We start from the raw sequence: 23,671 nt of genomic DNA, 5'->3' as shown, positions 1-23,671 counted from the left end.
CTTTTTTAATTATTCATTATTTTCATCAATTGAGAATAAATCCCCAATTTGACCTTCTTCTGGAATTTCATTAACGTCAGAATCAGTATCAATCTCTTCATTGGCAGAATCTTCTGACTCTTGTTCTTCTTCAGCTGGTTCTGGAATGGTAATGTTAATAGATTTTACTTTTTCTTTGATAAACTGATTTCCGATGGCTTTAATACCTTTTACAGCAATAAATTCGTCAATATTGATGATTTCTGGCTCTTTTTCTTTGCCTGATTTATCTTTCGGGAAGATAATTTCCGCAGTACAACCATCAGAAGTTCCCACAAATTCTAAGAAAGATTTCACATGTTCACTTGGCATAAAATGCTGAACATTCGTGGTATTTTCCAGCAAGAAACGTTTGATAAAATAGATACCTTTTTCACCATCAAAATAGATACATGTAATCGGTTGTTCAGGCTTCCATTTTTCAAGAATTAAATATTCGTCATCAAAACGGTTTAATAAGTCAAAAGTCACCAATTTGGCTTCACCATTTTGATTTACGGTTAATATCTTATCATCTCCTTTGAAACTGCCTAATAATGTACCTCTTCCGTCTGCATTGAGCCTACGAATCGTATCATCAAACCAAATTTTTCTTGGAGCCAAAGTAGAAACGCCTTCTTCTTTTAGGTCAACTTTCTTCACAGCGTATTTGGTTACGAGATTTCCTCTGGAATCTCTTCCTTTAATCGCCAATTCTGAGAAATCAATCTCAATTTTATTTTTTCTAACTCTAGAATTTGGTTTCAATAAAACGGTTACAGTTTCTGCTTCACCATTAGGATTGGCAGAGAAGTACAACATTTCTGAACCCTTTTTATCCGAAGCCAATTTGTAGTCTGTATTTCTGGTAACACCCGTTACAGAAAAACGTTTCATGTAGTAAGGTCCTTCTTTTCCTTCACGATAAATCATGTTGTAAACAGTACGTTTGTCTCCTTTTTTGAAAACGCCAACGTGTACAATATTTTTTCCGATAAAAGTTTTAGCTTCTACTTTTACCACTTTCATCGTTCCGTCACTTTGGAAGGTGATGATGTCATCAATATCAGAACAATCGAAAACGTATTCGTCTTTTTTAAGCGAAGTTCCTATGAAACCTTCTTCTCTATTGACATAGAATTTTTCGTTGGCTAAAACTACTTTGGTAGCGTCAATATTATCAAAAACTCTCAGTTCCGTTTTACGTTCCTTGTCTTTTCCGTATTTTTTCTGAATATTGGTGAAATAATCAATAGCATAAGCAATTAAATTCGCCAAGTGATGTTTCACCTGTTCCATTTTACCTTCTAGAGCGAGGATATTTTCTTCGGCTTTATCTCTGTCATAACGAGAAATTCTCATGAAAGGAAGCTCCGTCAGCTTGATGATATCTTCTACCGTAACTTCTCTCATTAGCTTTTTAATGAATGGTTTCAGTGCTTTATCAATCGCAGCATATACTTCTTCTTTAGAATTTTTACCTTTTATTTCTTGATAAATTTCATTCTCAATGAAGATTCTTTCTAAACTTGCAAAATGCCACTTTTCTTCGAGTTCGTGGAGTTCTATTTCTAATTCTTTTTTGAGCAAAGAAACGGTGTGGTCAGTATTTCTTCTGAGAATTTCAGAAACCGAAAGAAACTCTGGTTTATCGCCTACAATAACACACGCATTTGGTGAAATAGAAACTTCGCAATCGGTAAAAGCATATAACGCGTCTATGGTTTTATCTGGAGAAACGTCATTGGCTAAATGAATATTAATTTCTACCTTATCAGAAGTATTGTCTTCTATTTTTTTGATTTTGATTTTCCCTTTTTCGTTGGCTTTGATTACAGAATCTATTAAATCACTCGTATTTTTAGAAAAAGGAAGCTCGGTAACACAAAGCGTATTTTTATCTTTTTGAATAATTCTGGCTCTAGTACGAAGTTTTCCTCCACGTTGACCATCATTATAATTGCTTACATCTAGTAAACCTCCCGTTTGAAAATCTGGATAAAGTTCAAATTTTTTGCCTTTCAAATAAGCAACAGAAGCACTTAACAATTCATTAAAATTATGAGGCATAATTTTTGTAGAAAGTCCTACCCCAATTCCTTCTACACCTTGTGCCAAAAGCAAAGGAAACTTTACGGGTAAGTCAATTGGTTCATTATTTCTACCGTCATAAGATTTGCTCCATTCTGTAGTTTTCGGGTTGAAAACCACTTCTAACGCAAAAGGAGTCAATCTTGCTTCAATATATCTGGCAGCAGCAGCAGAATCTCCGGTGTAAATATTCCCCCAGTTTCCTTGTGTATCAATAAGTAATTCTTTTTGGCCAATTTGCACCATCGCATCAGTAATAGAAGCATCACCATGAGGGTGATATTTCATGGTATTTCCTACAATATTGGCAACCTTATTATATCTACCGTCTTCTAATTCACGCATAGAATGCATAATTCTACGCTGTACTGGTTTAAAACCATCATAAATAGACGGAATGGCTCTGTCTAAAATTACGTATGATGCGTAATCTAGAAACCAATCTTTATATAAACCTGATACTTTTTTTAAGGATTCTTCCTTGTGCTCGTGTTCTTCCATTATTAACGTTGCGTTTTTCCTTCTATGTTTGCTTCTTTATTGGCTTTTACTATCTTTTTCAAAGAAAATCTTAAATCATTAACTTCTTTATTTCTAAGATAGGATATATCATATTTCAAAATAATTGCATGATGAGGCTCCTTACGGCTTTTGATTCTTACGTATAATCTCTTGAATATGTAAGCATTTACCACTTCGTAAGATAGAATTTTATATTTAGGAAACTCATCTCTTATTTCTTTACTTAGAAAAGGAATAATATTTTTATTTTTAAAATTGACGGCTTCTCCATCACTATCATATTCAAAAATTTGTCTTCCTCTTACCCAAAAAAGAATAAGCATCAAAATAGGAATAATAATAAATAAAAAACTTTCATTGCCAAACATGGCTAATCTTGTTTTTTCTAAAATAAAAGCTGCAAATCCTATTATGATAAACATATTAATCAATGTGAGAACAAAATTGTAGATTGGCACTCTACTTCTATTACTTAATCTCATTGGTTAGTTTTTTTTTGTAATAGCTTTTTTATGAAGCGTCGTCTAAAACTTCTTTTTTATCAATATCCGGGTCTTCTACTACCAGATTCTCTAAAATGAAAGTTTGTCTGTCTGGAGTATTTTTACCCATGTAAAATTCTAACAAATCATTAATCGTACTATCCTTACCAATCACTACTGGTTCTAGGCGAATATCTTTTCCTATGAAATTTTTGAATTCATCAGGAGAAATCTCACCAAGACCTTTAAATCTTGTAATTTCAGGATTTTTCCCTAGTTCATTTAATGCTTTTATTCTTTCAGCATCAGAATAGCAATATCTTGTTTCCTTTTTATTTCTTACTCTAAAAAGTGGCGTTTGAAGAATGTACAAATGTCCATTTTTAATTAAATCAGGAAAGAATTGCAGGAAGAAACTTATCATCAATAATCTAATGTGCATTCCGTCAACATCTGCATCTGTTGCAATAATCACATGATTATAACGTAAATCTTCTAAAGAATCTTCTATATTCAAAGCCGCTTGAAGGAGGTTAAATTCTTCGTTTTCATAAACCACTCTTTTTGTAAGACCATAACAATTGAGCGGTTTCCCTCTTAAAGAAAAAACTGCCTGAGTTTCTACATCTCTAGATTTGGTAATAGAACCAGAAGCGGAATCACCTTCGGTAATAAAAATCATGGTTTCTGACTTTCTAGACGCTTTTTGGTCATTGTAGTGCTGTCTACAATCTCTCAGCTTTTTATTATGAAGCGAAACTTTTTTCGCTCTTTCTCTCGCCAATTTCTGAATTCCTGAAAGTTCTTTTCTTTCTCTTTCAGATATAATAATTTTCTTTAAAATCGCTTCGGCTACTTCTGGATTTTTGTGCAAGAAATTATCCAGTTTATTTTTTAAGAAATCTACTATAAAAGTTCTTACAGAAGGACCATTTGGCCCGATATCGTTAGAACCCAATTTAGTTTTGGTCTGTGATTCAAAAACGGGTTCTTCTACATTAATTGAAATAGCTGCAATAATAGATTTTCTAATATCTGCCGCTTCAAAGTTTTTATTAAAAAATTCTCTAATCGTTTTTACATACGCTTCACGGAAAGCATTAAGGTGAGTTCCACCTTGTGTAGTGTTTTGTCCGTTTACGAAAGAGAAATAGGTTTCGGTTTGTGATTTATCAGAATGGGTAATCGCGAGTTCTATGTCTTCATCATTCAAGTGAACGATTGGATAAAGAATTTCGCCCTCTAACTCTTCTTCTAACAGGTCTTTTAATCCGTTTTCTGAGTAATACGTTTCTCCGTTAAAGATTATTTTAAGCCCCGGATTCAGATAAGCGTAATTGCGAAGCATTCTTTCGATGTACTCCTTTCTGAATTTAAAATGCGTGAAAATACTGTAATCAGGAATGAAAGAAATCTCTGTTCCGTTTCTATCTGAAGTATCAGTTTCAGGATGGTTTTCGGTGATGTTTCCTTTAGAAAACTCTGCCACTTTCATTTTTCCATCACGGAAGGAACGCACTTTAAAATAATCAGAAAGTGCATTTACCGCTTTGGTACCTACACCATTAAGACCTACAGATTTTTTGAAAGCTTTAGAGTCATATTTACCACCTGTATTCATTTTAGAAACCGCATCTACTACTTTTCCTAAAGGAATACCACGACCATAATCTCTAATGGTAACTTTACCTTCATCTAATTTGATTTCGATTCTTTTTCCAGATTTCATACGAAATTCATCAATAGAATTATCAATGATTTCCTTTAACAAAATATAAATCCCATCATCTGCAGAAGAACCGTCTCCTAGTTTCCCAATGTACATACCAGGACGAAGACGAATGTGTTCCTGCCAATCGAGCGTTCGTATGTTTTCTTCCGAATAATTTACCTGTAGATTATCACTCATATATTTCCTGCTTTACCGCTTGAAAGTTAATTAAAACCAATAACTCACAAATTTAACGAAACTAACTTTATAGAAAAAATTTTGTGGAAAAGTTTTTTTTATTGATTTTATCATACATCAATGCAATCACATTTAAACTAAACTATATTTGCAGAGCAAATTAGAAAAATTATGAAAATAAATATTTGGAGTGACGTTCGCTGTCCGTTTTGTTTTGTAGGAAAAAAGAAATTTGAAAAAGCATTAGAGAAATTTCCCCATGCTGATAAATTAGAAGTTACTTGGCACAGTTTTCAGCTAGACCCACAATTGGTAACGCAGCCAGAAGTGAGTCCTTATGAATATTTTGCTAAAGCAAAAGGAATTACCGTAGAAAGAGCAAAAGCAATGCATGAAGGCGCTGCAATGGCAGGAAAAGAAGCGGGAATCGACTTTAATTTTGATGATTCTAAAGTGGCTAATTCTTATAAAGCACATTTGCTGATTCAGTTATCAAAAACTAAAAATTTAACCAATAAAATGGAAGAAGCGCTTTTTGAAGCACAGTTTTTAGATGGGAAAAACATCGATGATGATGACACATTGATTCAGTTAGCAAAATCTATTGGAATCACTGAAGATGAGGCTAAAAACGCCTTACAATCTGATGAATTAGGTTATCTCGTGAAACAAGATATGCAACTGGCTTCACAATTAGGCATCAATGCAGTTCCTTTCTTTGTGATTAATGACAAATATGGAATTTCTGGTGCGCAACAACCCGAATTGTTCTTGGAAGCTTTAGAAAAAACTTGGGAAGAGTTTTCTAACGGTGACAAAGGTTTACAGCTCATCAATTCTGGAGATTCTTGCGACATCAATGGAAATTGTGATTAAAATAAAAAAGCGAACCTTAAACAGTTCGCTTTTATTTTTTGAAATCAATAGTTAAATATTAAAATCCGTCTCCATCGAGCATATTTCCTAATTTCCCTAAAACACTTCCTTCTTCTCTTCTTCCAGAAGGACCTGCATATTGTAAAATTCTACTTGCCAATCTGCTGATAGGAAGCGTCTGAATCCAAACCTTTCCCGGACCTTGCAATTGCGCAAAGAATAAACCTTCTCCACCGAAAATAGTATTTTTAATTCCGCCAACAAACTGAATATCGTAAGAAATGGTTTGAGTAAAGGCTACGATACAACCTGTATCGATTTTTAAAATTTCGCCTGGTTGCAGTTCTTTTTCTACTACATAACCACCACTGTGCACGAAAGCCATCCCGTCTCCTTCTAGTTTCTGCATAATGAAACCTTCTCCCCCGAAAAGTCCGGTTCCTAATTTTCTCTGAAATTCTATTCCAACAGAAACACCTTTTGCAGCACAAAGAAAACTGTCTTTTTGACAAATCACTTTACCTCCTAAATCTGATAAATCCAAAGGAATAATTTTTCCAGAATAAGGCGCAGCAAATGTTACTTGTCTTTTCTGATAAGAAGTATTGGTATAAACTGTCATGAAAAGATTTTCTCCTGTCAATAATCTTTTTCCTGCAGAGAATAATTTCCCTAATAATCCGCCAGTTTCTGTTCCATCGCCAAAAAGGGTTTGCATTTGGATACCATCTGTCATCATCATAAAACTTCCAGGTTCAGAAATTACCGCTTCTTGTGGATCTAATTCTATTTCAACACATTGCAGTTCTTCACCGTGAATTTTGTAGTCTATTTCGTGATTGTTCATTTTTATATTTTTTTATAATTAGTTTTGAAACACTTGAAATCGTTACAAAAAAAGCGAACTCTATTGTTCGCTTTTTTTAAATTTTAAAAATAATATCTTTATTCTTGATCTAAACTGCCAAATATCCACCATCTACTGGATAATAAGAACCTGTAACGAAAGAAGCGTCATCTGAAGCCAAAAAGAGAATTAAATTGGCCACTTCTTGTGATTCACCTAATCTTCCAAAAGCATGCTTACTTTCTAAATAATGAAGTGCTTCTTTTCCCATAGATTCTTCATTTACCAAGCCTGTATAAATAAAACCTGGCCCAACTGCATTCACACGAACTTTTTCTTTAGCATATTCCCAAGCAGTAGTTTTGGTAAGTCCTACAACTCCATGTTTTGCTGCAACATAAGCAGCAGAGTTTTCAAATCCTACTTGACCCAAAATAGAAGCGATATTTACAATACTTCCACCGCCATTTTTTACCATTTCTGGAGCTTGATATTTCACGCCATAGAAAACACCTGACAAGTTAATATCAATTACTTTTTGCCATCCTTCCAGAGACATATCTCCCGCTTTATTAATTTCTCCACCAATTCCCGCATTATTTACCGCAATATCTAATTTTCCAAAAGCTTTGAGGGTTTCATCTACCAATTTTTTATGGTCTTCTGCTTTAGAAGTATCTGCTTTTACAAAAATAGCATTGCCTCCACCATTTATAATTTCGTCTGTAACTTGTTTACCGTGTTCTTCGTTAATATCACTTACTACTACTTTTGCACCTTCTTTTGAAAACAAAAGTGCAGTGGCTTTACCAATACCAGAACCTGCTCCCGTAACGATAGCTACCTTATTTTCTAATTTTTTCATAATGTTTATTTTTTGGATATCTATAAAGTTACGACTATATTTTGAAAACAAGCGTTAAGACTTTGTTATAATTTTTAAATAGAAAGTTAAATTATTTAATAGCTAAAAGACATATCCTAGAAACAAAAAAGCGAACTTAAAAGTTCGCTTATATTTATTATTCATCAAGAATGAAGTTTACACGTTAAAACGGAAATGCATCACATCACCATCTTTTACGATGTATTCTTTTCCTTCTACTCTCATTTTTCCAGCTTCTTTCACTTTCGCTTCAGAACCATAGCTCACGAAATCATCATAACCGATAACTTCTGCTCTAATGAATCCTTTTTCAAAATCAGTGTGAATTACACCTGCAGCTTGTGGAGCTGTCCAACCTTTACCAATTGTCCAAGCTCTTACTTCTTTTACACCAGCTGTAAAATAAGTTTGAAGGTGTAATAAATCGTATGCTTTTCTGATGAGTCTGTTAACTCCTGGTTCATCAAGACCTAATTCTTCTAAGAACATTTGTCTTTCTTCGAAAGTTTCAAGTTCATTGATATCTGCTTCTATTTGTGCTGCTAAAACTACTACTTCAGCATTTTCTTTAGCTGCCATTTCTTCGATTTTCGCAATCCAATCGTTACCATTTTTAATTGCATTTTCATCAACATTACAAACGTAAAGAACTGGTTTTTTGGTTAACAGGTGAACCTCATCAATTATAGATTGAGTGAAATCATCCGTAGGGAATTCTCTTACGTTCTTACCATCTTCAACAAATTTCTGAAGATTTTGAAGCGTTTCGTAAGTAAGAATATCTTCTTTCTTACCTGATTTAATGAACTTTTTAGCTTTTTCAACCGCTTTTCCAAGCGTTTCAAGGTCTTTTAACTGAAGTTCTATATCGATAATTTCTTTATCTCTCATAGGATCTACAGAACCTTCTACGTGAACGATATTACCATTATCAAAGCATCTTAAAACGTGAATAATTGCTTCACATTCTCTGATATTTGCCAAAAACTGGTTTCCTAAACCTTCACCTTTAGAAGCTCCTTTTACCAAACCTGCGATGTCTACAATTTCTACTACTGCAGGCAAAACACGCTCAGGATTCACCAATTTCTCTAACTCAAAAAGACGAGTATCTGGTACAGAAACCGTTCCTAAGTTAGGCTCAATCGTACAAAACGGATAGTTAGCAGATTGTGCTTTGGCGTTACTTAAACAGTTAAATAAGGTTGATTTACCTACGTTTGGTAAACCTACAATTCCACATTTCATTGTAATTTATATTTGAAATTTGTAGTTCTAATTTTATTTTGCGTTTCTTTCCGCACGTTTTCTATCTTCTTCAGAAAGGATTTTTTTACGCATTCTGATGAAGTTTGGTGTAACTTCTATACATTCATCTGCTTGAATATATTCCATACATTCTTCTAGTGAGAATAAGATTTTTGGAGCAATGTTTCCGTCTTTATCTTTACCAGCGGCACGCATGTTATTCAATTGTTTTGCTTCTACAATGTTTACTACTAAGTCTCCAGGTTTGTTTTGCTCACCAATAATCATCCCTGCATAAATTTCTTCACCTGGATCTACAAAAAACTTACCTCTATCTTGTAATTTTGCGATAGAATATTCTGTACAAGGACCTTGTGTTTTAGAAATCAAAACCCCATTGTTTCTTCCTGGAATTGCTCCTTTGAAAGGTTTATAATCGGTAAATCTGTGCGCCATAATGGCTTCACCTGCTGTTGCAGTCAACATTTGAGAACGCAATCCGATTAAACCTCTTGAAGGAATCTCGAATTCCATATGCTGCATTTCACCTTTGGTTTCCATAATGTGAAGATCACCTTTTCTTTGTGTAGCCAAATCAATTACTCTAGAAGCGTATTCTTCTGGTACATCTACTACTAAACTTTCGTAAGGTTCGTGGTTTTCTCCGTCTACATCGTGAAGGATTACTTGTGGCTGACCAATCGTCATTTCGTAACCTTCTCTTCTCATCGTTTCAATTAAAACCGATAAGTGAAGGATACCTCTACCAAAAACTAAGAAAGTATTTGCATCTTCAGTTTGTTCTACTCTTAATGCTAAGTTTTTCTCTAGTTCTTTTTCTAATCTTTCTTTAAGGTGATTAGAAGTTACATATTTACCATCTTTACCAAAGAAAGGAGAATTATTGATAGAGAACGTCATGTTCAACGTAGGCTCATCAATAGACAATCTCGTCATTGGTTCAGGATTTTCTAAATCTACGAAAGTATCTCCGATTTGGAAGGAATCAAAACCTACTACTGCACAAATATCACCTGCTTGAACTTCTGTAACTTTTTTCTTGCCTAAACCTTCAAAAACATATAATTCTTTTACTTTTCCTTTTAAAATATTGCCATTTTCTTGTGCTAAACCAATCCATTGAGATTCTTTAAGAGAACCTCTGATTACTTTACCTACTGCAATTCTTCCTAAGAATGAAGAATAATCTAGGGAAGTCACCTGCATCTGAAGGTTACCTTCTTCTATTTTAGGTGCTGGAACATATTGTAAAATACCATCTAAAATTGGTAAAATACTATCTGTAGGTTCTAAAGAGGTATTGAACCAACCTTGTTTAGAAGAACCATAGAAAGTAGGGAAATCTAATTGTTCTTCGGTAGCATCAAGAGCAAAGAATAAATCAAAAACTTTATCATGAACTTCATCAGGACGACAGTTTTCTTTATCTACTTTATTGATGACAACAATAGGTTTAAGCCCTAATTCTAAAGCTTTATGCAAAACGAAACGAGTTTGCGGCATTGGTCCTTCGAAAGCATCTACCAACAAAATAACACCATCTGCCATTTTCAACACACGCTCTACCTCACCACCGAAATCGGCGTGACCAGGAGTGTCTATTACATTAATTTTAGTATCTTTATACGTAACTGAAATATTTTTAGAAAGAATTGTAATTCCTCTTTCTCTCTCTAAATCGTTATTATCCATAATTAAGTCTCCAGATTCTTGATTTTCTCTGAAAACATTGGTAGCATGGATAATTTTATCTACCAGTGTGGTTTTCCCGTGGTCTACGTGGGCAATAATTGCGATGTTTCTGATATTTTGCATATATATTTTTTGAAGGTGCAAAAGTAGTGAAAAAATTTGGAAGATGGAAGCATGAAGATACAAGATTAACAATTCATTAAAACCTTGATAATGAAATCTTTTTGAGATTTTATTTTACAGAAAACAAAGGAAAAGAAATAAAAAAAACTCAAAGACTATTGGCTTACACCCTTGAATGATAAAAAACTATATTTAAATATTAACAATATGCAACTGATATAATAATAAAATTATGCAGACTTTAATGAGGAAAAGCAACTAATCTTCATCAACTTAATAAGAATTTTGATTATCTAATTTTAAAAATATATTCATATTTTTTTGAATTCAAAAAAAACATACTATTTTATTCATTAATAGCTTAACTTCTATCTCTCAAACTATTAACCTTATTTCATAATCGTATTTTTTTTAAAAAAAAATCAATTTTTCATTTTTTTTTGTATTTTTACCAAGTCTAAAAACACAAATGAAGAAAATTGAGGAAATTTTACACTGATAAAAGTTCTTTTGTAATACTATGCAAAAATTTTATCCTTAGTGCTCTATGTAGCATTAAGTCTCATTGTGTTTTTACTTTTTTATTAATCTTTTTATCATTTACCCGTTATTCTGCTCAGGAATCAATCATTTCTGGTATAGAAAATATTCATGTTTCAGATGGTGCTACTGTAGTTATTCTAGATTCTAATAACTCTAAGATAGAAGATAGTTCTATTGAAAATAATAAAACTGAAAACAATGAAAAAATAACCATTAAGTCTAATAAAGATTTAAAAGATAAAAATACTTTTGCTCCAAAAAAGAAACTGGCAAAAATTGACAGACAAATCCCCCCAAAAAGCCAGTCGTTCATAACTTTTTATCCCAACACCGAAACAGAAAGTAGTTTTTCTGTTCATTCTTATGTCCTCAATATAGGACTCAATAGTCAAGATAGTCACAAAACACTTGACAATTCAATTCTTAATGAAAAAATACGTTTTAGTTTTGTTTTTACCTACCAAGAAAAACAAAATATACTCTTTACTATTTATTATTCTAAACTTTTAGAATTTAATTTATTTACAAGACCTCCTCCGTCTATATTGAGTTAAAAAATATAGAATGCAATATTTTGCTATTCATTCTTCTAAAAAATTATTCATACACAGACTTATAAAGATGATAAAAAAAATTACTTATTACTACAAAAAATGTTTATTTCTTATAGCATTTTTATTATATGGCTTAGCCTTATCACAAACACCTGGCCTTATCATTAGAGATGGCGCAGGAAATATTCCCCCTCAAACAAAATCAGCAATACTAGATCCTAACAAAGATGGTTATATTTCTCTTACTAATAGTGGTTTTACTACTACAGACTTAGGACTTGCTAGTGAAATAAACTATTACCCCCTTGCCCTTATGTATCTAGAACCAAGTGGAGACTTATCTAGAGGACCTAATGGAAGTTTTAGTGATTTAGTCCCGGATGCCAATGGCAGATCTTTTTACGCTTATTCTGATGGAACCAATATCTACTTTAGATTAAGAATTGGAAACATGTCTACAGGATCATACGGCTATAGTGCATTAATAATAGATGCTGATGGAAAATTTGGCCCAGAAGATCCTAATTACACCTCTACCAACCCCGGTTACGAATACGAAGTTAGTGTACAAACTGGATTTAAAATTTCTGTATACGATGTAAATAGTGGAACTTCATGTACAGAAGTATGGACAAGAAATTTAGCCACAAATCCGCAATATGTACAAACATCTCTAGCATATACCACAAATACTGGAACTCCTGATTATTTTATTGATTTCTATGTTCCGTATTCTTCATTTACAGGTTCTACTACCGTAAATGCGAATACTGCATTGCGCTTTCAACCAGGAACAGTAATGGCTCCAGATACTGCTTTGTGTGGACCTACTTCAGATGCTTACCCTGTAAATAACGTTACACAGCAACCACAGTGTACCCCAACCCAGATAGCAGAAGGTACTTGTTCTCCATTACCATGTTCAGCACCTCCTACTGTGAACTCTCCTCTTGCAGCTGGTGCTACCACCATTACAGGAACCTGGACTAAGGCAAGTTATTCAACAGCAACTACTGCTACAATAGAAATATTTAAAAACAATGTATTATTAGGAACCACAACAGCCACCAGTGGAGGCTCTTGGTCCTACACTACAACAGCTTTGTCAACAAATGATCTCATATACGCTAAAGCTTCTACCACAGATGCTACAGATTGTTATAAGAGTAACGAAGTAAGAGTTGTAGGTTCTACGTGTACCATAGCAACCCCAGTTTCTTTTAATTGTGTCAATGGGAAAAAACTTACTATTCTTAATGTTCCTGCGAATAATACTATTACTCTTTATAAATTAGGAACTTCTACTCCTTTAACAACATTCACCCCTACAGCAACATCTAACTTTGCATATGCTGATGGTGGGACAATATCAGATATTAACTGTACCAGTGGAAACAGTACATTAAGTAATGGTTTTTATTACTTTACACAGGTTGATACTAATGGGTGTTCTTTTACCTCTGCCGCACAGGGCAATTGCTCTTCAACAACAACTATTTCAATTACAACCACTACTATCAACGATAACACTTCTACAATCAATTTTACTACTTCTGCAAGCGCACCTACAGGAACAAATTTTATGTTGTATAGAAATAAGATCCCTGTTCCAAATAAAACCATTACTACAGCTTCAGCAGGAACTTCATTTAGTTTTGATGTTAGCGATTTAACTATTATCGCGGGAGAGATATACCAAGTAGCTGCTTCAGGTTGTTTTAGTCCTTCAGCTGGTGTAACTGCAACTGCTGTCCCATGTAATACTATACCTCCAGTGATTAATAACAACAATGGAAGCATTGCAGCTGGCCAATCAATTTCTGGAACTTCAGGCTACATAGGAGCTACTGTTACCATTAGAAATAATACAGGCGACACACTCATTGGCACAGCTACAGTAGATAGTAACGGTAAATGGTCATTAACTACACCCGTGGCTGTTGCTGGAACCAGTTATTACAGCACAGTAACCAATTCATGTGGAGTAAGTGCTAAATCTAACATCGTGACTACTCTTACAGCAACTAGTAGTGCCAGATGCGGAACTATTACTTCTCCTGTAAACACTACAGACACAACAGTAAGTGGAACTTTAGCTACTGCAGTCGCTTCTACCAAGGTAAATTTATATATAGATGGTTCATATATTGGTCAAGCCACTACAAGTACTACCACATGGTCTATAACCGTAGGTAGCAACAAAATATATGGTGGTGGTGTGTTAAGCATAGGTATCATAGAAGGTAGTAATGCAGAAGTAATCTGCCCTAATACCGTAACGGCAACATTAGTTTGTACCTCTCCTACATCCCCTACGGTTACCCCTACAAGTTTTAGTGTAACAGAAGGAGCTACAAAATCTATAAGTATTACAAATTCTACTAGTGGAGTTTTATACACACTAGAGACAAGCACTGGAACAGATGCCAGTACTTCTTATTTTGGTAATGGAGGAACATTAACATTCACCTCCTATCCTATAGTAGGAACCAGTGGAACTGATTATAAGATTACAGCAATCAATTTAAGTTCGCCAAGTTGTACCGCCCAAACAGCATTAACCATCACCATACAAAGTGATACTGATGACGACGGTGTAGCAGAAGCTGATGACTTAGATGATGATAATGATGGAATTCTAGACACCGTAGAAGATAGTATAGAAGGAACTCCTATTTATGTCAATGATTTTGGAACAGGTGCTCCTACCACAGATAGCAATGTTATAGGACACGCATATGATGCAACAGATCCTAATGACGGATTTTACGCTGTAACTACTTCTAATAGTCAAACTGCAATGCATACAAAAACTGACCTTATAGGTAATATAGACGCAGGAAATCCAATAATTTCTAACGGTTCTACCGATGGCAGATATCTAATGATCAATATAAATTCTCCAAGTTTTGACAACTTAGCTATTTATAGAGTAACCAATATTTCAACAACTAAAGGAAAGAAATATCGTTTTAGAATAGACTTAGCAGGACTTGCTAACGGTTTACCAGATGTTCCTATTTTAAAAATATCAGTTAAAGACGCTTTAAACAATGAATTAGCATCTGCATCATCTACAGATTTAGGCGTAAATGATGATGTATGGAGAAGATTAAGCTTTGATTTTACTGCCACAACTACTACCGTTATATTAGAAATTATTAACCAGCAACCAAGCGGAAGTAGTGGTAATGATGTAGGAATAGACAATATTGTTTTTACACCATTTAATTTAGATGTTGACAATGATGGAATTCCTAACAGACTAGATTTAGATTCTGACGGTGACGGTTGTCCTGATGCTGCAGAAGGAGACGAAAACGTGAGTACATCACAACTGGTTGCTAACAGCATTCCATTACCTGTTGACGCAAACGGTGTTCCTCAATTAGTAAATAGCGGAGGTGCAGCAGATATAGGTTCTGATCAAGGACAAGGAAAGGGAGAAGCATACAATGCGGCTGTTCAGTCTGGTTGTTTCTGCTATAAACCAGCACAAACTACAGGAACTGCTCTAGATGGAAAAACTGGTATTACCTCTCTAGGCAGAGCCAGTACAGATAGTAACAGCTGGCCTATGGTAAGAAAAGGAGCATGGTTGGTTTTAGAATCTAAAAACAAGGGATTCGTAATCAATAGACTTACTGATTCTCAATTAGATCAAATACCTGAGTCTGATTTAAGAGAAGGTATGATTATTTATAATACCACAATAGATAACCTTCAAATTAATATTGATGGTACTCATGCTGGTTGGAGAACTTATAATACACAAGCTTGTCCTGATTAATTAAAGACTCAATAATTATGAAAAATATATTTTTGACATTATCAATATTCTTTGCTGCTTCTGCTTCTGCTCAAGTAGCAATTGGAAAGACCAATCTATCATCTACAGCTGTGTCATTAGAATTTTATGATGGGGCAGATAATAAAAGAGGATTGGTTCTGCCGTGGGTTACTTCATTAAGTGATGTAGCTGGAGCAGTAAATGGAACTTTTGTTTATAACACGACTGATAAAAAAGTCTATGTAAAATATGCATCTGGATGGAAAGACCTAAGTGTAGATACTACAGGAACTGTAGACACTTCATTACAAAACTCTTTATCAGATGTAAACGAAGCCAAAGTAATGATTGGTGGAGATCATAATACTGATACTACTCCTGGAATTTTAGTTTTAGGAGATCATCATGCAGTAATGATTCTTCCCAAAGTGGCTTCTCCTCATTTGAATATAGTAAACCCATCTCCTGGAATGATGGTATATGATACTACTACAAAACAATTAGCCGTTTTTAATGGCACTGTTTGGAGTTTTTGGAAACAATAAATTAAGCCAACCCAAACATGATTTGTTAAGCAAAAAGCCATCTCTAGAGATGGCTTTTTTATTATTGTTATGTTATATCTTTATGGATTGGTAGAAAAAATAGAAGCATTGGCAATCATGGCTCTTCTGTTCATTTTCAAAATATCTCTCACCCATTCTGCAAAATCTTCTGGCTGAAGCACTTTTTCTGGATTACCATCAGTAAGTCCGCCTTCTATACTCATATCAGTAGCAATGGTACTCGGTGTTAACGTAATCACACGAATATTGAATTTTCTAAGCTCTGCCATCAATGACTGAGAAAGAGAAATTACCGCTGCTTTAGAAGCACAATACGCCGACATATTCGGACCGCCTTTTAATCCAGCAGTAGAAGCTACATTTACGATGTCTCCTTCTTTATTTTGTTTCAAATAAGGCAATGCTGCTTTTGCTACATAATACACGCCAAAAAGATTCACCTTCATTACTTTTTCCCAAGTTTCTACTGGCATATCTTCGAAACTACCAAAATCACCTACTCCAGCATTATTAATTAAAATGTCTATGCCACCCAATTGAGAAGCGATAGAAGCCACCCCTTGCTCTACTTGAGCCATCTCATCTACATTAAAAACAGAATACACTGCTTTTACTCCTAATTTTTCTAATTCTGCAACGGTAGACTTTAGGTGTTCTTCATTTCTACCTGTAATTCCTACATTTACGCCTTCATTTGCCAAAGCGATTGCAACGGCTTTCCCAAGACCTCTTCCACCACCAGTGATGAGTGCATTTTTACCTTTTAAATTCATAACTTTTTATTTTTTAACATTTGCAAAATTAAGAAAATAAAACCGCTCAAAAGGTTTTTGATGATGAATAAAATCTAAAGAAATAGGTGAATAAATCAATATTAGAAGAGATTACTACGAGTTTATGAATTACGAAAAAAAGTAAAGCCAACTTCATTTTCTTGAAGTTGGCTTTTATTATTCATTGATGTAATTACTAATAGAATAAAATCTCCATTAATCACCAAAGCTAATTCCTACACCTTTTGCAGTTTTTACCATATCGCAATTAGGATCTACAAAATTTGGACGGTCTATCGCTTCTTTGAATGGTACCGCGATAATATTTGGATGGCGATAAGCAACCATTTTTCCGTATTCTTCATTCAACACCATTTCGAATGCTTTTACCCCAAATTGTGTTGCCAAAATTCTATCATAAGCAGTTGGCGTACCTCCTCTTTGTAAATGCCCCAAAACCGTTTCGCGCATATCTGCCTCAAAACCAATAGATTTCAAATCATGAACCAATTTATGAGCTACACCTCCTAATCTTACATTTTCATATCCAACTTCATCACTTACTTCAGAAAGTAGGCTTCCACCTTTCGGAATTGCACCTTCTGCTATTACTACAATGGCATTTCCTTTTCCTTTATTGAATCTGCTATTGAGTTTTTTCACCACTTTTTCTATGTCATAAGGAATTTCTGGAATCAAACAAACTTCTGCACCACCTGCAATAGCAGCGTGCAAAGCAATCCAACCTGCATATCTCCCCATTACTTCTAGTACCAAAACTCTGTTATGACTTGCAGCGGTAGTCACCAATCTATCTACGGCTTCTGTTGCAATTTGTACGGCAGTCTGAAAACCAAAGGTAAAATCGGTAGCAGACAAATCATTATCAATAGTTTTTGGAACGCCAATAATGTTAAGCCCTTTTTCATATAATTGTTGTGAAATTCTTTGTGAACCATCACCTCCTATACTGATTACGGCATCTACGCCTAAATATTGCAATTTGCGAATCATTTCATCTGATCTGTCTACCGCTTCCCAAATTCCATCTTTATTCTTGTAAGGCCAAGCAAATGGACCTCCTTTGTTAGTAGTTCCTATAATCGTTCCACCATCTTTATGAATTCCTGCTACGGTTTTATCATCTAAAACCATAATTTCTGTGGGTTCTTTTAATATTCCGTCATACGCATTGATGCTTCCTACCACTTCCCAATCTTTTTCTTGAGAAGCTCTTTTTACTACGCCTCTCATTACCGCATTTAATCCTGGACAATCTCCACCTCCTGTTGCTACTAATACTCTTTTCATTTTAATATCTATTTCTTATCTATTTCATCAACATTTTTTTGTTGAAACCTATGTTTTTAAATATTTTTCAAATTTACCATTATATTTTTGTTTATAATTTGTTTTTAAGAAGATATTCCAATGATTTTTGACAGTATTTTTTTTAAAATAAAAGTTATAATGTATTTGGCTTATTACGCTATTTCCAAAATTCATTTGTCACTTTTTATCATTGCTCAAAGTTTGCAATGTGGTTTATATGTCACGGATTATAAATCCTAGACATCTAGGTAAAACTTCCCAAAAGATTTCTTATGATAAATAATAGGTAAATAAATCGATATTAGAGTAGAATAATTGTGAGTTTATGAGCCACGATTATAAATCTGCAGTTTTGGGTAATAAGTGTTTTAGAGCATTTGCAAAAAAAAACAGCAAAGATAAGTTTGCTGTTTTTCTAATTAATCACAGACTATAAATATGTGATTTGGGTATTCATGGTTATTGTTTTTTTGTTGCTTTGCGTTTTTATGCTTTATTTATCGGGTAAAAAGAAACTCTAATACCTCTTAATTATCATAATGCAAAATAAATCATTTGAAAGGAGACATAGGAATAATAAACGTAGAAAGAAATTTTACATGACGTAGAAATAATACTACATTAAAAAATAATCTACCAAATAAAAAATATAACACATTGTCAAACTGCGAGTTACACTATATAATTATTCAAAACAAGAAAATTAAACCCAGCAAGTAATATTATCTAAAAACATTTTCAGACTCTTACTCTTCTTCGAGTCTTGTTCGAGTCTCCTTCGGAAAAACACCCTCTTTTCCGAAGAACACCAACACCACTATCGAAGAAGTCTCGAAGAAAACCAAAAGCAACACAGACAAAAGTGGACAAAACAGGACAAACAAAAATTGATTTTTCCATAAATCCCTCGTATTTTAGCACTCAGAAAATTGAGAGAATGACCGTAGAAAAATACATTCAGGAACGTTTACCTATTCCTAGCAAAAGCATAGAAAACACACTTCAGTTGCTTTCTGAAGACTGCACTATCCCTTTCATCGCACGTTACCGAAAAGACAAAACAGGCAATCTAGATGAAGTAGCCATCGAACAAATTTTTAAACTTAATAAAAGTTTTGATGAAATTGTAAAGCGTAAAGAAAGCATCTTAAAATCAATAGAAGAACAAAATGCTCTCACGCCTGAACTTCAACAGAAAGTAACACAAAGTTTTGACTTACAGGAACTAGAAGACCTTTATCTTCCTTATAAAAAACGCAAGAAAACCAAAGCAGATACAGCGCGTGAAAAAGGTTTAGAACCTTTGGCAAAAATCATTATGTCTCAAAAATCTGATGATGTAGAATATCTCGCTTCCAAATATTTGAATCAAGAAGTTGCAGATGAAGACGATGCTTTGCAAGGTGCAAGAGATATTATCGCAGAATGGCTGAATGAAAATCTCTATATCCGTAAAAATCTGAGAAGATTATTCCAAAGAAAAGCCATGATTACTACAAAAGTGGTAAAAACCAAAAAAGACGAAGAAGAAGCACAGAAATTCTCTCAATATTTTGATTGGCAAGAACCATTGAAAAGAACACCTTCTCACAGACTTCTCGCTATGTTGAGAGCAGAAAACGAGGGTTTTGTAAAGGTTTCGGTTTCAGTAGAAAAAGAAGAAGCTCTAGAAATCATGGAAAATGCCGTCATCAAAAGCCAAAACGATTGTGCCAAGCAAATAGAATTGGCGATTGCAGATTCTTACAAAAGACTTTTGGAACCTGCTATTTCTAATGAAACTTTGCAGGAAGCCAAAGAAAAAGCCGACCAAAAAGCGATTGAAGTTTTCTCAGAAAATCTTCAACAATTATTACTGGCTGCTCCACTTGGTGAAAAGAGAATTCTAGCAATTGACCCAGGTTACAGAACAGGCTGTAAAGTGGTTTGTCTAGACGAAAAAGGAGACATCTTGCACAACGAAACCATTTTTCCGCATGCTCCACAAAACGAAACGGGAATGGCGATGAAAAAGATAAAATCTTTGGTGAATTCTTGCAACATAGAAGCCATTTCTATAGGAAATGGAACCGCAAGCAGAGAAACAGAACAGTTCATCAAGAAAATTGGTTTTGACAGAGAATTACAGGTTTTCGTGGTTTCTGAAGCAGGAGCATCTGTGTATTCTGCCAGTAAAATTGCCAGAGAAGAATTCCCAAATTATGATGTAACGGTTCGTGGTGCAGTTTCTATTGGCAGAAGACTTTCTGATCCATTGGCAGAATTGGTAAAAATAGACCCAAAATCTATAGGAGTAGGACAATATCAGCACGATGTAGACCAAACCAAACTGAAAGAAGAACTAGACCATACCGTAATTAGATGCGTAAATTCTGTTGGAATCAACCTGAATACCGCAAGTAAATCACTCCTCTCCTACGTTTCTGGAATTGGCGAAAAAATGGCAGAAAACATTGTGAATTACAGAGCAGAAAATGGTGCTTTTACTTCCAGAAAAGATTTGAAAAAAGTGCCGAGGTTAGGCGAAAAAGCATATCAACAAGCAGCAGCATTCGTAAGGATTAAAAATGCTAAAAATCCGCTTGATAATTCTGCAGTACATCCTGAAGCTTATGCTTTGGTAGAAAAAATGGCAAAAGATTTAGGTTTAAAAACCGAAGAATTGATTGCCAATAAAGAAAAAATAGACCAAATTATTCCAGAAAAATATACAACCGAAGACATCGGAATTTTAGGAATTAAAGATATTTTGAAAGAACTCCTAAAACCTGGATTAGACCCTAGAAAATCTGCCAAAGTTTTTGAATTTGACCGAAATGTAAAAACCATCAAAGATTTGCATGTAGGCATGATTTTACCTGGAATTGTGAACAATATCACCGCTTTTGGGTGTTTTGTAGATGTAGGGATAAAAGAAAGTGGATTGGTTCATATTTCTCAACTGAAAGATGGTTTTGTGTCTGATGTGAATGAAGTGGTAAAATTGCATCAGCATGTTCAGGTAAAAGTTCTGGAAATAGACGAACAAAGAAAAAGAATACAATTAACGATGATTTTGTAAAGAATAAAAAAGCGACCTTTTGAGTCGCTTTAATTATATTTTTTCGTAAAAGTTTCAGATATTAATTCTGATGTAAATAATTATAAATATCGTCTTTCAGATGAACTCTTTTCTTTCTTAAATCTGTAAGATGCTCATCAGTGGTGTGATTTTGTTCGCCGTCTTCGTAGTGAGAAATCAGCGCATTCACTTCTTCGTAGTTCACATACATTTTTAAGAATTTTTCATCTGAAGCTTTCAGCTCTGCGATTTTTTGAACATATTCTGGGAATTCGTGGGTTAATGTATGATTTTCCATATTGTTAGAATTAAATGGTTGAACATTTTTTTAATACATTAAAGTTACATAAAAAAAAGACAACTTCCCATATGAAAATTGTCATTTATTTAAGCTTTACAGCTGATTTTTAAAATATTAGTGACCACAGAAGGATTCGAACCCTCACTGACGGAGCCGAAATCCGTAGTTCTATCCATTAAACTATGCGGCCTATTTTATTCGAGATTTTTGATTTCTAATTTATAAGATTACAAAAATAAAGGTTTTCCTTTAAAAAGCAATTCTCAAACCTCCTAAAACCTGCGCTCCGAGAACTTTGTAACCTAAATAGTGCTCGTATTTTTTATTCAATAAATTATTCCCCATTATAAAAACGGTGAAGTTTTTATTGATTTTATAATCTGCATTTAAATTTATATCTAAGTAAGAAGGTAAAGATTCTTTTGTTTTTTCTGTAGAAGTAAATTGACTTGGCACAGCAGTATTCACTGCTATATCGTAAGAATTGGTAGACCTTTCTGATACAAAAATCCCTTTGAAACCTAGATTTAACTTTCTGTCAAGTAATGAATATTTCGCACCAAGCGTGGTTTGTACAACTGGTTTATAATACACCTCATTGAGATGGTCTAATTTAAATTTCATGAAGTGAAGTTCTGCATCTAAAACCAAATTCTGTAACGGAAAATATTGTACACTTCCTTTTACTTCGCTCAAGGTTCCGTCATCATAAATCGCCGAAAAATTGTTAGCAAAATTATAAGCAGAACGATTAAGTGTGTTTACATAGTCAAATAAATCATTCGCTCTGAAAAACTGTGCATTTCTGAGCTCACTGTAACCAGCATTTACATCATATTTAAAGGTTTGGTCTACATCTCCTTTTAAACCAAGATAGAAGTGATATTTGGTTTCTGTAGGTCTCAGCACAACATCTGATATCAAAAACGGATTTTCTTGCAATAAACTGGAATAAGAATTCATTTTTACGCCACCATCTATTCCTGCATAGAATTTATATTGTTCTGTAGCTTCATACAACACTTCTGCAAAAGGAAACCATCTGAAATTGTTGGTTTTTGCTTCTGGGGTGTTTTTATCAGAAGTTTTTCCGTTAATCAGAGAAAAATCTGAACCAATTGCTAAATAAGAATTTCCTTTGTAGAAAGACACTTTAGGATTCAAGGCAAAAAGCAAATATTGTGATTCGTTTTTGTTCAGCAATTCAAAACTCGATTTTTGCGTGGATAATTTTACGCCCAAATCTGCATTAATTTTCATGTCTTGCGCCGAAAAAAGTGGCAAATCATATTTTGAAAGATTCAGTTGAGCTTCTCCAGAATTTTCTTTCGCATCGAAATGGTCTGCTAAAATAGACGACTTAAATCTGATGTCATTAATCCAATTGTTTTTGAAAAAATCATAATATCCATTGATTTTCAATTCATTATAACTTTGTTTCAAATCTATATCAGCAGCTGGTTTCAAGGTGTAAATTCCATAATAATTGTAGTTGTGATTCCCAAAATCTGCGGTGATATTGGCTTTTCCCTTTTCTGTATTCGAGGTAATGAAGGCTGCCACATTAAAATCACTTTGCTTAGAACTCCAGTCGTATTCTTTTTCTAAACCATTCGTAGTGATTCCATGAACGTCTATTCCCACTTCTGTATTTTTGTCTAACTGATGAGAAATATTTCCGTCTGCCAAAAATTTAGAATAATTACCATAACCTACCTGAAAATAATTTCTCTGGCTGTCTGTATTGAATTTCGGAGAAATATCTTCTCCTTCAATCGTAGACGTTTTAAAATCTGAAACCATCGGAACATTGGTAATTTTGTATTCCACAGGTTCCTGCTCTTTTTCTTTTGGAGGATAATTTTTCTCTGATTCTACAGAAGTTTTTTTCTTTTCGATTTTCTTTACTTCAGGTTCACGTTTTCTGTCGAGAATCAATCTTTCTTCTTTGATTTGAGCCAAAGAAAACTGAGAAATTCCTACTAAAACGAGAGATAATATTTTTATGTTTTTGTTCATTTTCTTTAAAGTTAAAT

The 23,671-nt window shown here is 34.0% G+C and carries 16 protein-coding genes and 1 tRNA gene; 5 read left to right on the top strand and 12 right to left on the bottom strand.

Translation table 11 applies throughout. From position 1 onward, the window contains the following. Positions 1 to 9: 9 nt before the first annotated feature. From N7277_RS08080 to N7277_RS08070, 3 genes are read right to left on the bottom strand one after another with little or no spacing between them, the layout of a single operon-like run. Positions 10 to 2,610: a DNA gyrase/topoisomerase IV subunit A gene (locus tag N7277_RS08080; RefSeq protein ID WP_274779061.1), complete on the bottom strand. Its 2,601-nt coding sequence runs from the start codon at positions 2,608 to 2,610 to the stop codon at positions 10 to 12. Positions 2,611 to 2,612: 2 nt separating this feature from the next. Then, complete coding sequence (locus N7277_RS08075; RefSeq protein ID WP_274779060.1) at positions 2,613 to 3,113, bottom strand: hypothetical protein; 501 nt, start codon at positions 3,111 to 3,113, stop codon at positions 2,613 to 2,615. A 28-nt stretch (positions 3,114 to 3,141) separates the two neighbouring features. Next, on the bottom strand, positions 3,142 to 5,022 hold the full coding sequence (locus N7277_RS08070; protein WP_274779059.1) for a DNA topoisomerase IV subunit B: 1,881 nt from the start codon (positions 5,020 to 5,022) through the stop codon (positions 3,142 to 3,144). Positions 5,023 to 5,193: 171 nt separating this feature from the next. On the opposite strand from N7277_RS08070, the gene N7277_RS08065 reads away from it, so the two are divergent. Continuing rightward, the gene (locus N7277_RS08065; protein ID WP_274779058.1) at positions 5,194 to 5,898 is read left to right on the top strand and encodes a DsbA family oxidoreductase; all 705 of its coding nucleotides are present in this window, start codon (positions 5,194 to 5,196) and stop codon (positions 5,896 to 5,898) included. A gap of 58 nt (positions 5,899 to 5,956) precedes the next feature. On the opposite strand, the gene N7277_RS08060 is transcribed toward N7277_RS08065, so the two are convergent. From N7277_RS08060 to typA, 4 genes are all read right to left on the bottom strand, one after another. Beyond that, on the bottom strand, positions 5,957 to 6,745 hold the full coding sequence (locus N7277_RS08060) for a TIGR00266 family protein (protein ID WP_274779057.1): 789 nt from the start codon (positions 6,743 to 6,745) through the stop codon (positions 5,957 to 5,959). Positions 6,746 to 6,854: 109 nt separating this feature from the next. Further along, positions 6,855 to 7,610: an SDR family NAD(P)-dependent oxidoreductase gene (locus N7277_RS08055; protein WP_274779056.1), complete on the bottom strand. Its 756-nt coding sequence runs from the start codon at positions 7,608 to 7,610 to the stop codon at positions 6,855 to 6,857. Between the two features lie 177 nt (positions 7,611 to 7,787). Beyond that, positions 7,788 to 8,879: a redox-regulated ATPase YchF gene (gene ychF, locus N7277_RS08050; protein ID WP_274779055.1), complete on the bottom strand. Its 1,092-nt coding sequence runs from the start codon at positions 8,877 to 8,879 to the stop codon at positions 7,788 to 7,790. A 33-nt stretch (positions 8,880 to 8,912) separates the two neighbouring features. Next, positions 8,913 to 10,715: a translational GTPase TypA gene (typA, locus tag N7277_RS08045; RefSeq protein ID WP_274779054.1), complete on the bottom strand. Its 1,803-nt coding sequence runs from the start codon at positions 10,713 to 10,715 to the stop codon at positions 8,913 to 8,915. Between the two features lie 479 nt (positions 10,716 to 11,194). Here typA and N7277_RS08040 point away from each other — a divergent pair, with 479 nt between their 5' ends. The 3 genes from N7277_RS08040 (at position 11,195) to N7277_RS08030 (ending at position 16,147) form a co-directional block, all read left to right on the top strand. Beyond that, the gene (locus N7277_RS08040; protein WP_274779053.1) at positions 11,195 to 11,812 is read left to right on the top strand and encodes a hypothetical protein; all 618 of its coding nucleotides are present in this window, start codon (positions 11,195 to 11,197) and stop codon (positions 11,810 to 11,812) included. A 67-nt stretch (positions 11,813 to 11,879) separates the two neighbouring features. Further along, positions 11,880 to 15,602: a hypothetical protein gene (locus N7277_RS08035; RefSeq protein WP_274779052.1), complete on the top strand. Its 3,723-nt coding sequence runs from the start codon at positions 11,880 to 11,882 to the stop codon at positions 15,600 to 15,602. Positions 15,603 to 15,619: 17 nt separating this feature from the next. Then, on the top strand, positions 15,620 to 16,147 hold the full coding sequence (locus tag N7277_RS08030; RefSeq protein ID WP_274779051.1) for a hypothetical protein: 528 nt from the start codon (positions 15,620 to 15,622) through the stop codon (positions 16,145 to 16,147). Between the two features lie 80 nt (positions 16,148 to 16,227). Here N7277_RS08030 and N7277_RS08025 read toward each other — a convergent pair whose 3' ends face one another. Both N7277_RS08025 and N7277_RS08020 read right to left on the bottom strand, forming a co-directional pair. Next, positions 16,228 to 16,941 carry a 3-ketoacyl-ACP reductase gene (locus N7277_RS08025; RefSeq protein ID WP_274779050.1) on the bottom strand — a complete coding sequence of 238 codons (714 nt, stop codon included), beginning with the start codon at positions 16,939 to 16,941 and terminating at the stop codon, positions 16,228 to 16,230. Between the two features lie 216 nt (positions 16,942 to 17,157). Beyond that, complete coding sequence (locus N7277_RS08020) at positions 17,158 to 18,252, bottom strand: 6-phosphofructokinase (protein ID WP_274779049.1); 1,095 nt, start codon at positions 18,250 to 18,252, stop codon at positions 17,158 to 17,160. Positions 18,253 to 19,210: 958 nt separating this feature from the next. Here N7277_RS08020 and N7277_RS08015 point away from each other — a divergent pair. Continuing rightward, positions 19,211 to 21,334 (top strand): Tex family protein, encoded by a 2,124-nt coding sequence (locus N7277_RS08015; protein WP_274779048.1) that lies wholly within the window; start codon positions 19,211 to 19,213, stop codon positions 21,332 to 21,334. Positions 21,335 to 21,395: 61 nt separating this feature from the next. Here N7277_RS08015 and N7277_RS08010 read toward each other — a convergent pair whose 3' ends face one another. The 3 genes from N7277_RS08010 to N7277_RS08000 all read right to left on the bottom strand — a co-directional run bounded on the left by N7277_RS08010 (position 21,396) and on the right by N7277_RS08000 (position 23,654). Then, positions 21,396 to 21,632, bottom strand: coding sequence for a YdcH family protein (locus N7277_RS08010; RefSeq protein WP_274779047.1), 237 nt, complete (start codon positions 21,630 to 21,632; stop codon positions 21,396 to 21,398). 121 nt (positions 21,633 to 21,753) lie between these two features. Next, positions 21,754 to 21,825 (bottom strand) — tRNA-Arg (locus tag N7277_RS08005). A 59-nt stretch (positions 21,826 to 21,884) separates the two neighbouring features. Next, positions 21,885 to 23,654 carry a TonB-dependent receptor gene (locus tag N7277_RS08000; protein ID WP_274779046.1) on the bottom strand — a complete coding sequence of 590 codons (1,770 nt, stop codon included), beginning with the start codon at positions 23,652 to 23,654 and terminating at the stop codon, positions 21,885 to 21,887. Positions 23,655 to 23,671: the final 17 nt, after the last annotated feature.

This window comes from Cloacibacterium sp. TD35 (assembly GCF_028864635.1).
In the GTDB taxonomy this organism is placed as follows: Bacteria; Bacteroidota; Bacteroidia; order Flavobacteriales; family Weeksellaceae; genus Cloacibacterium.
The sequence above is the reverse complement of the archived record's forward strand: the minus strand, read 5'-3'. Positions and strand labels throughout refer to the sequence as shown.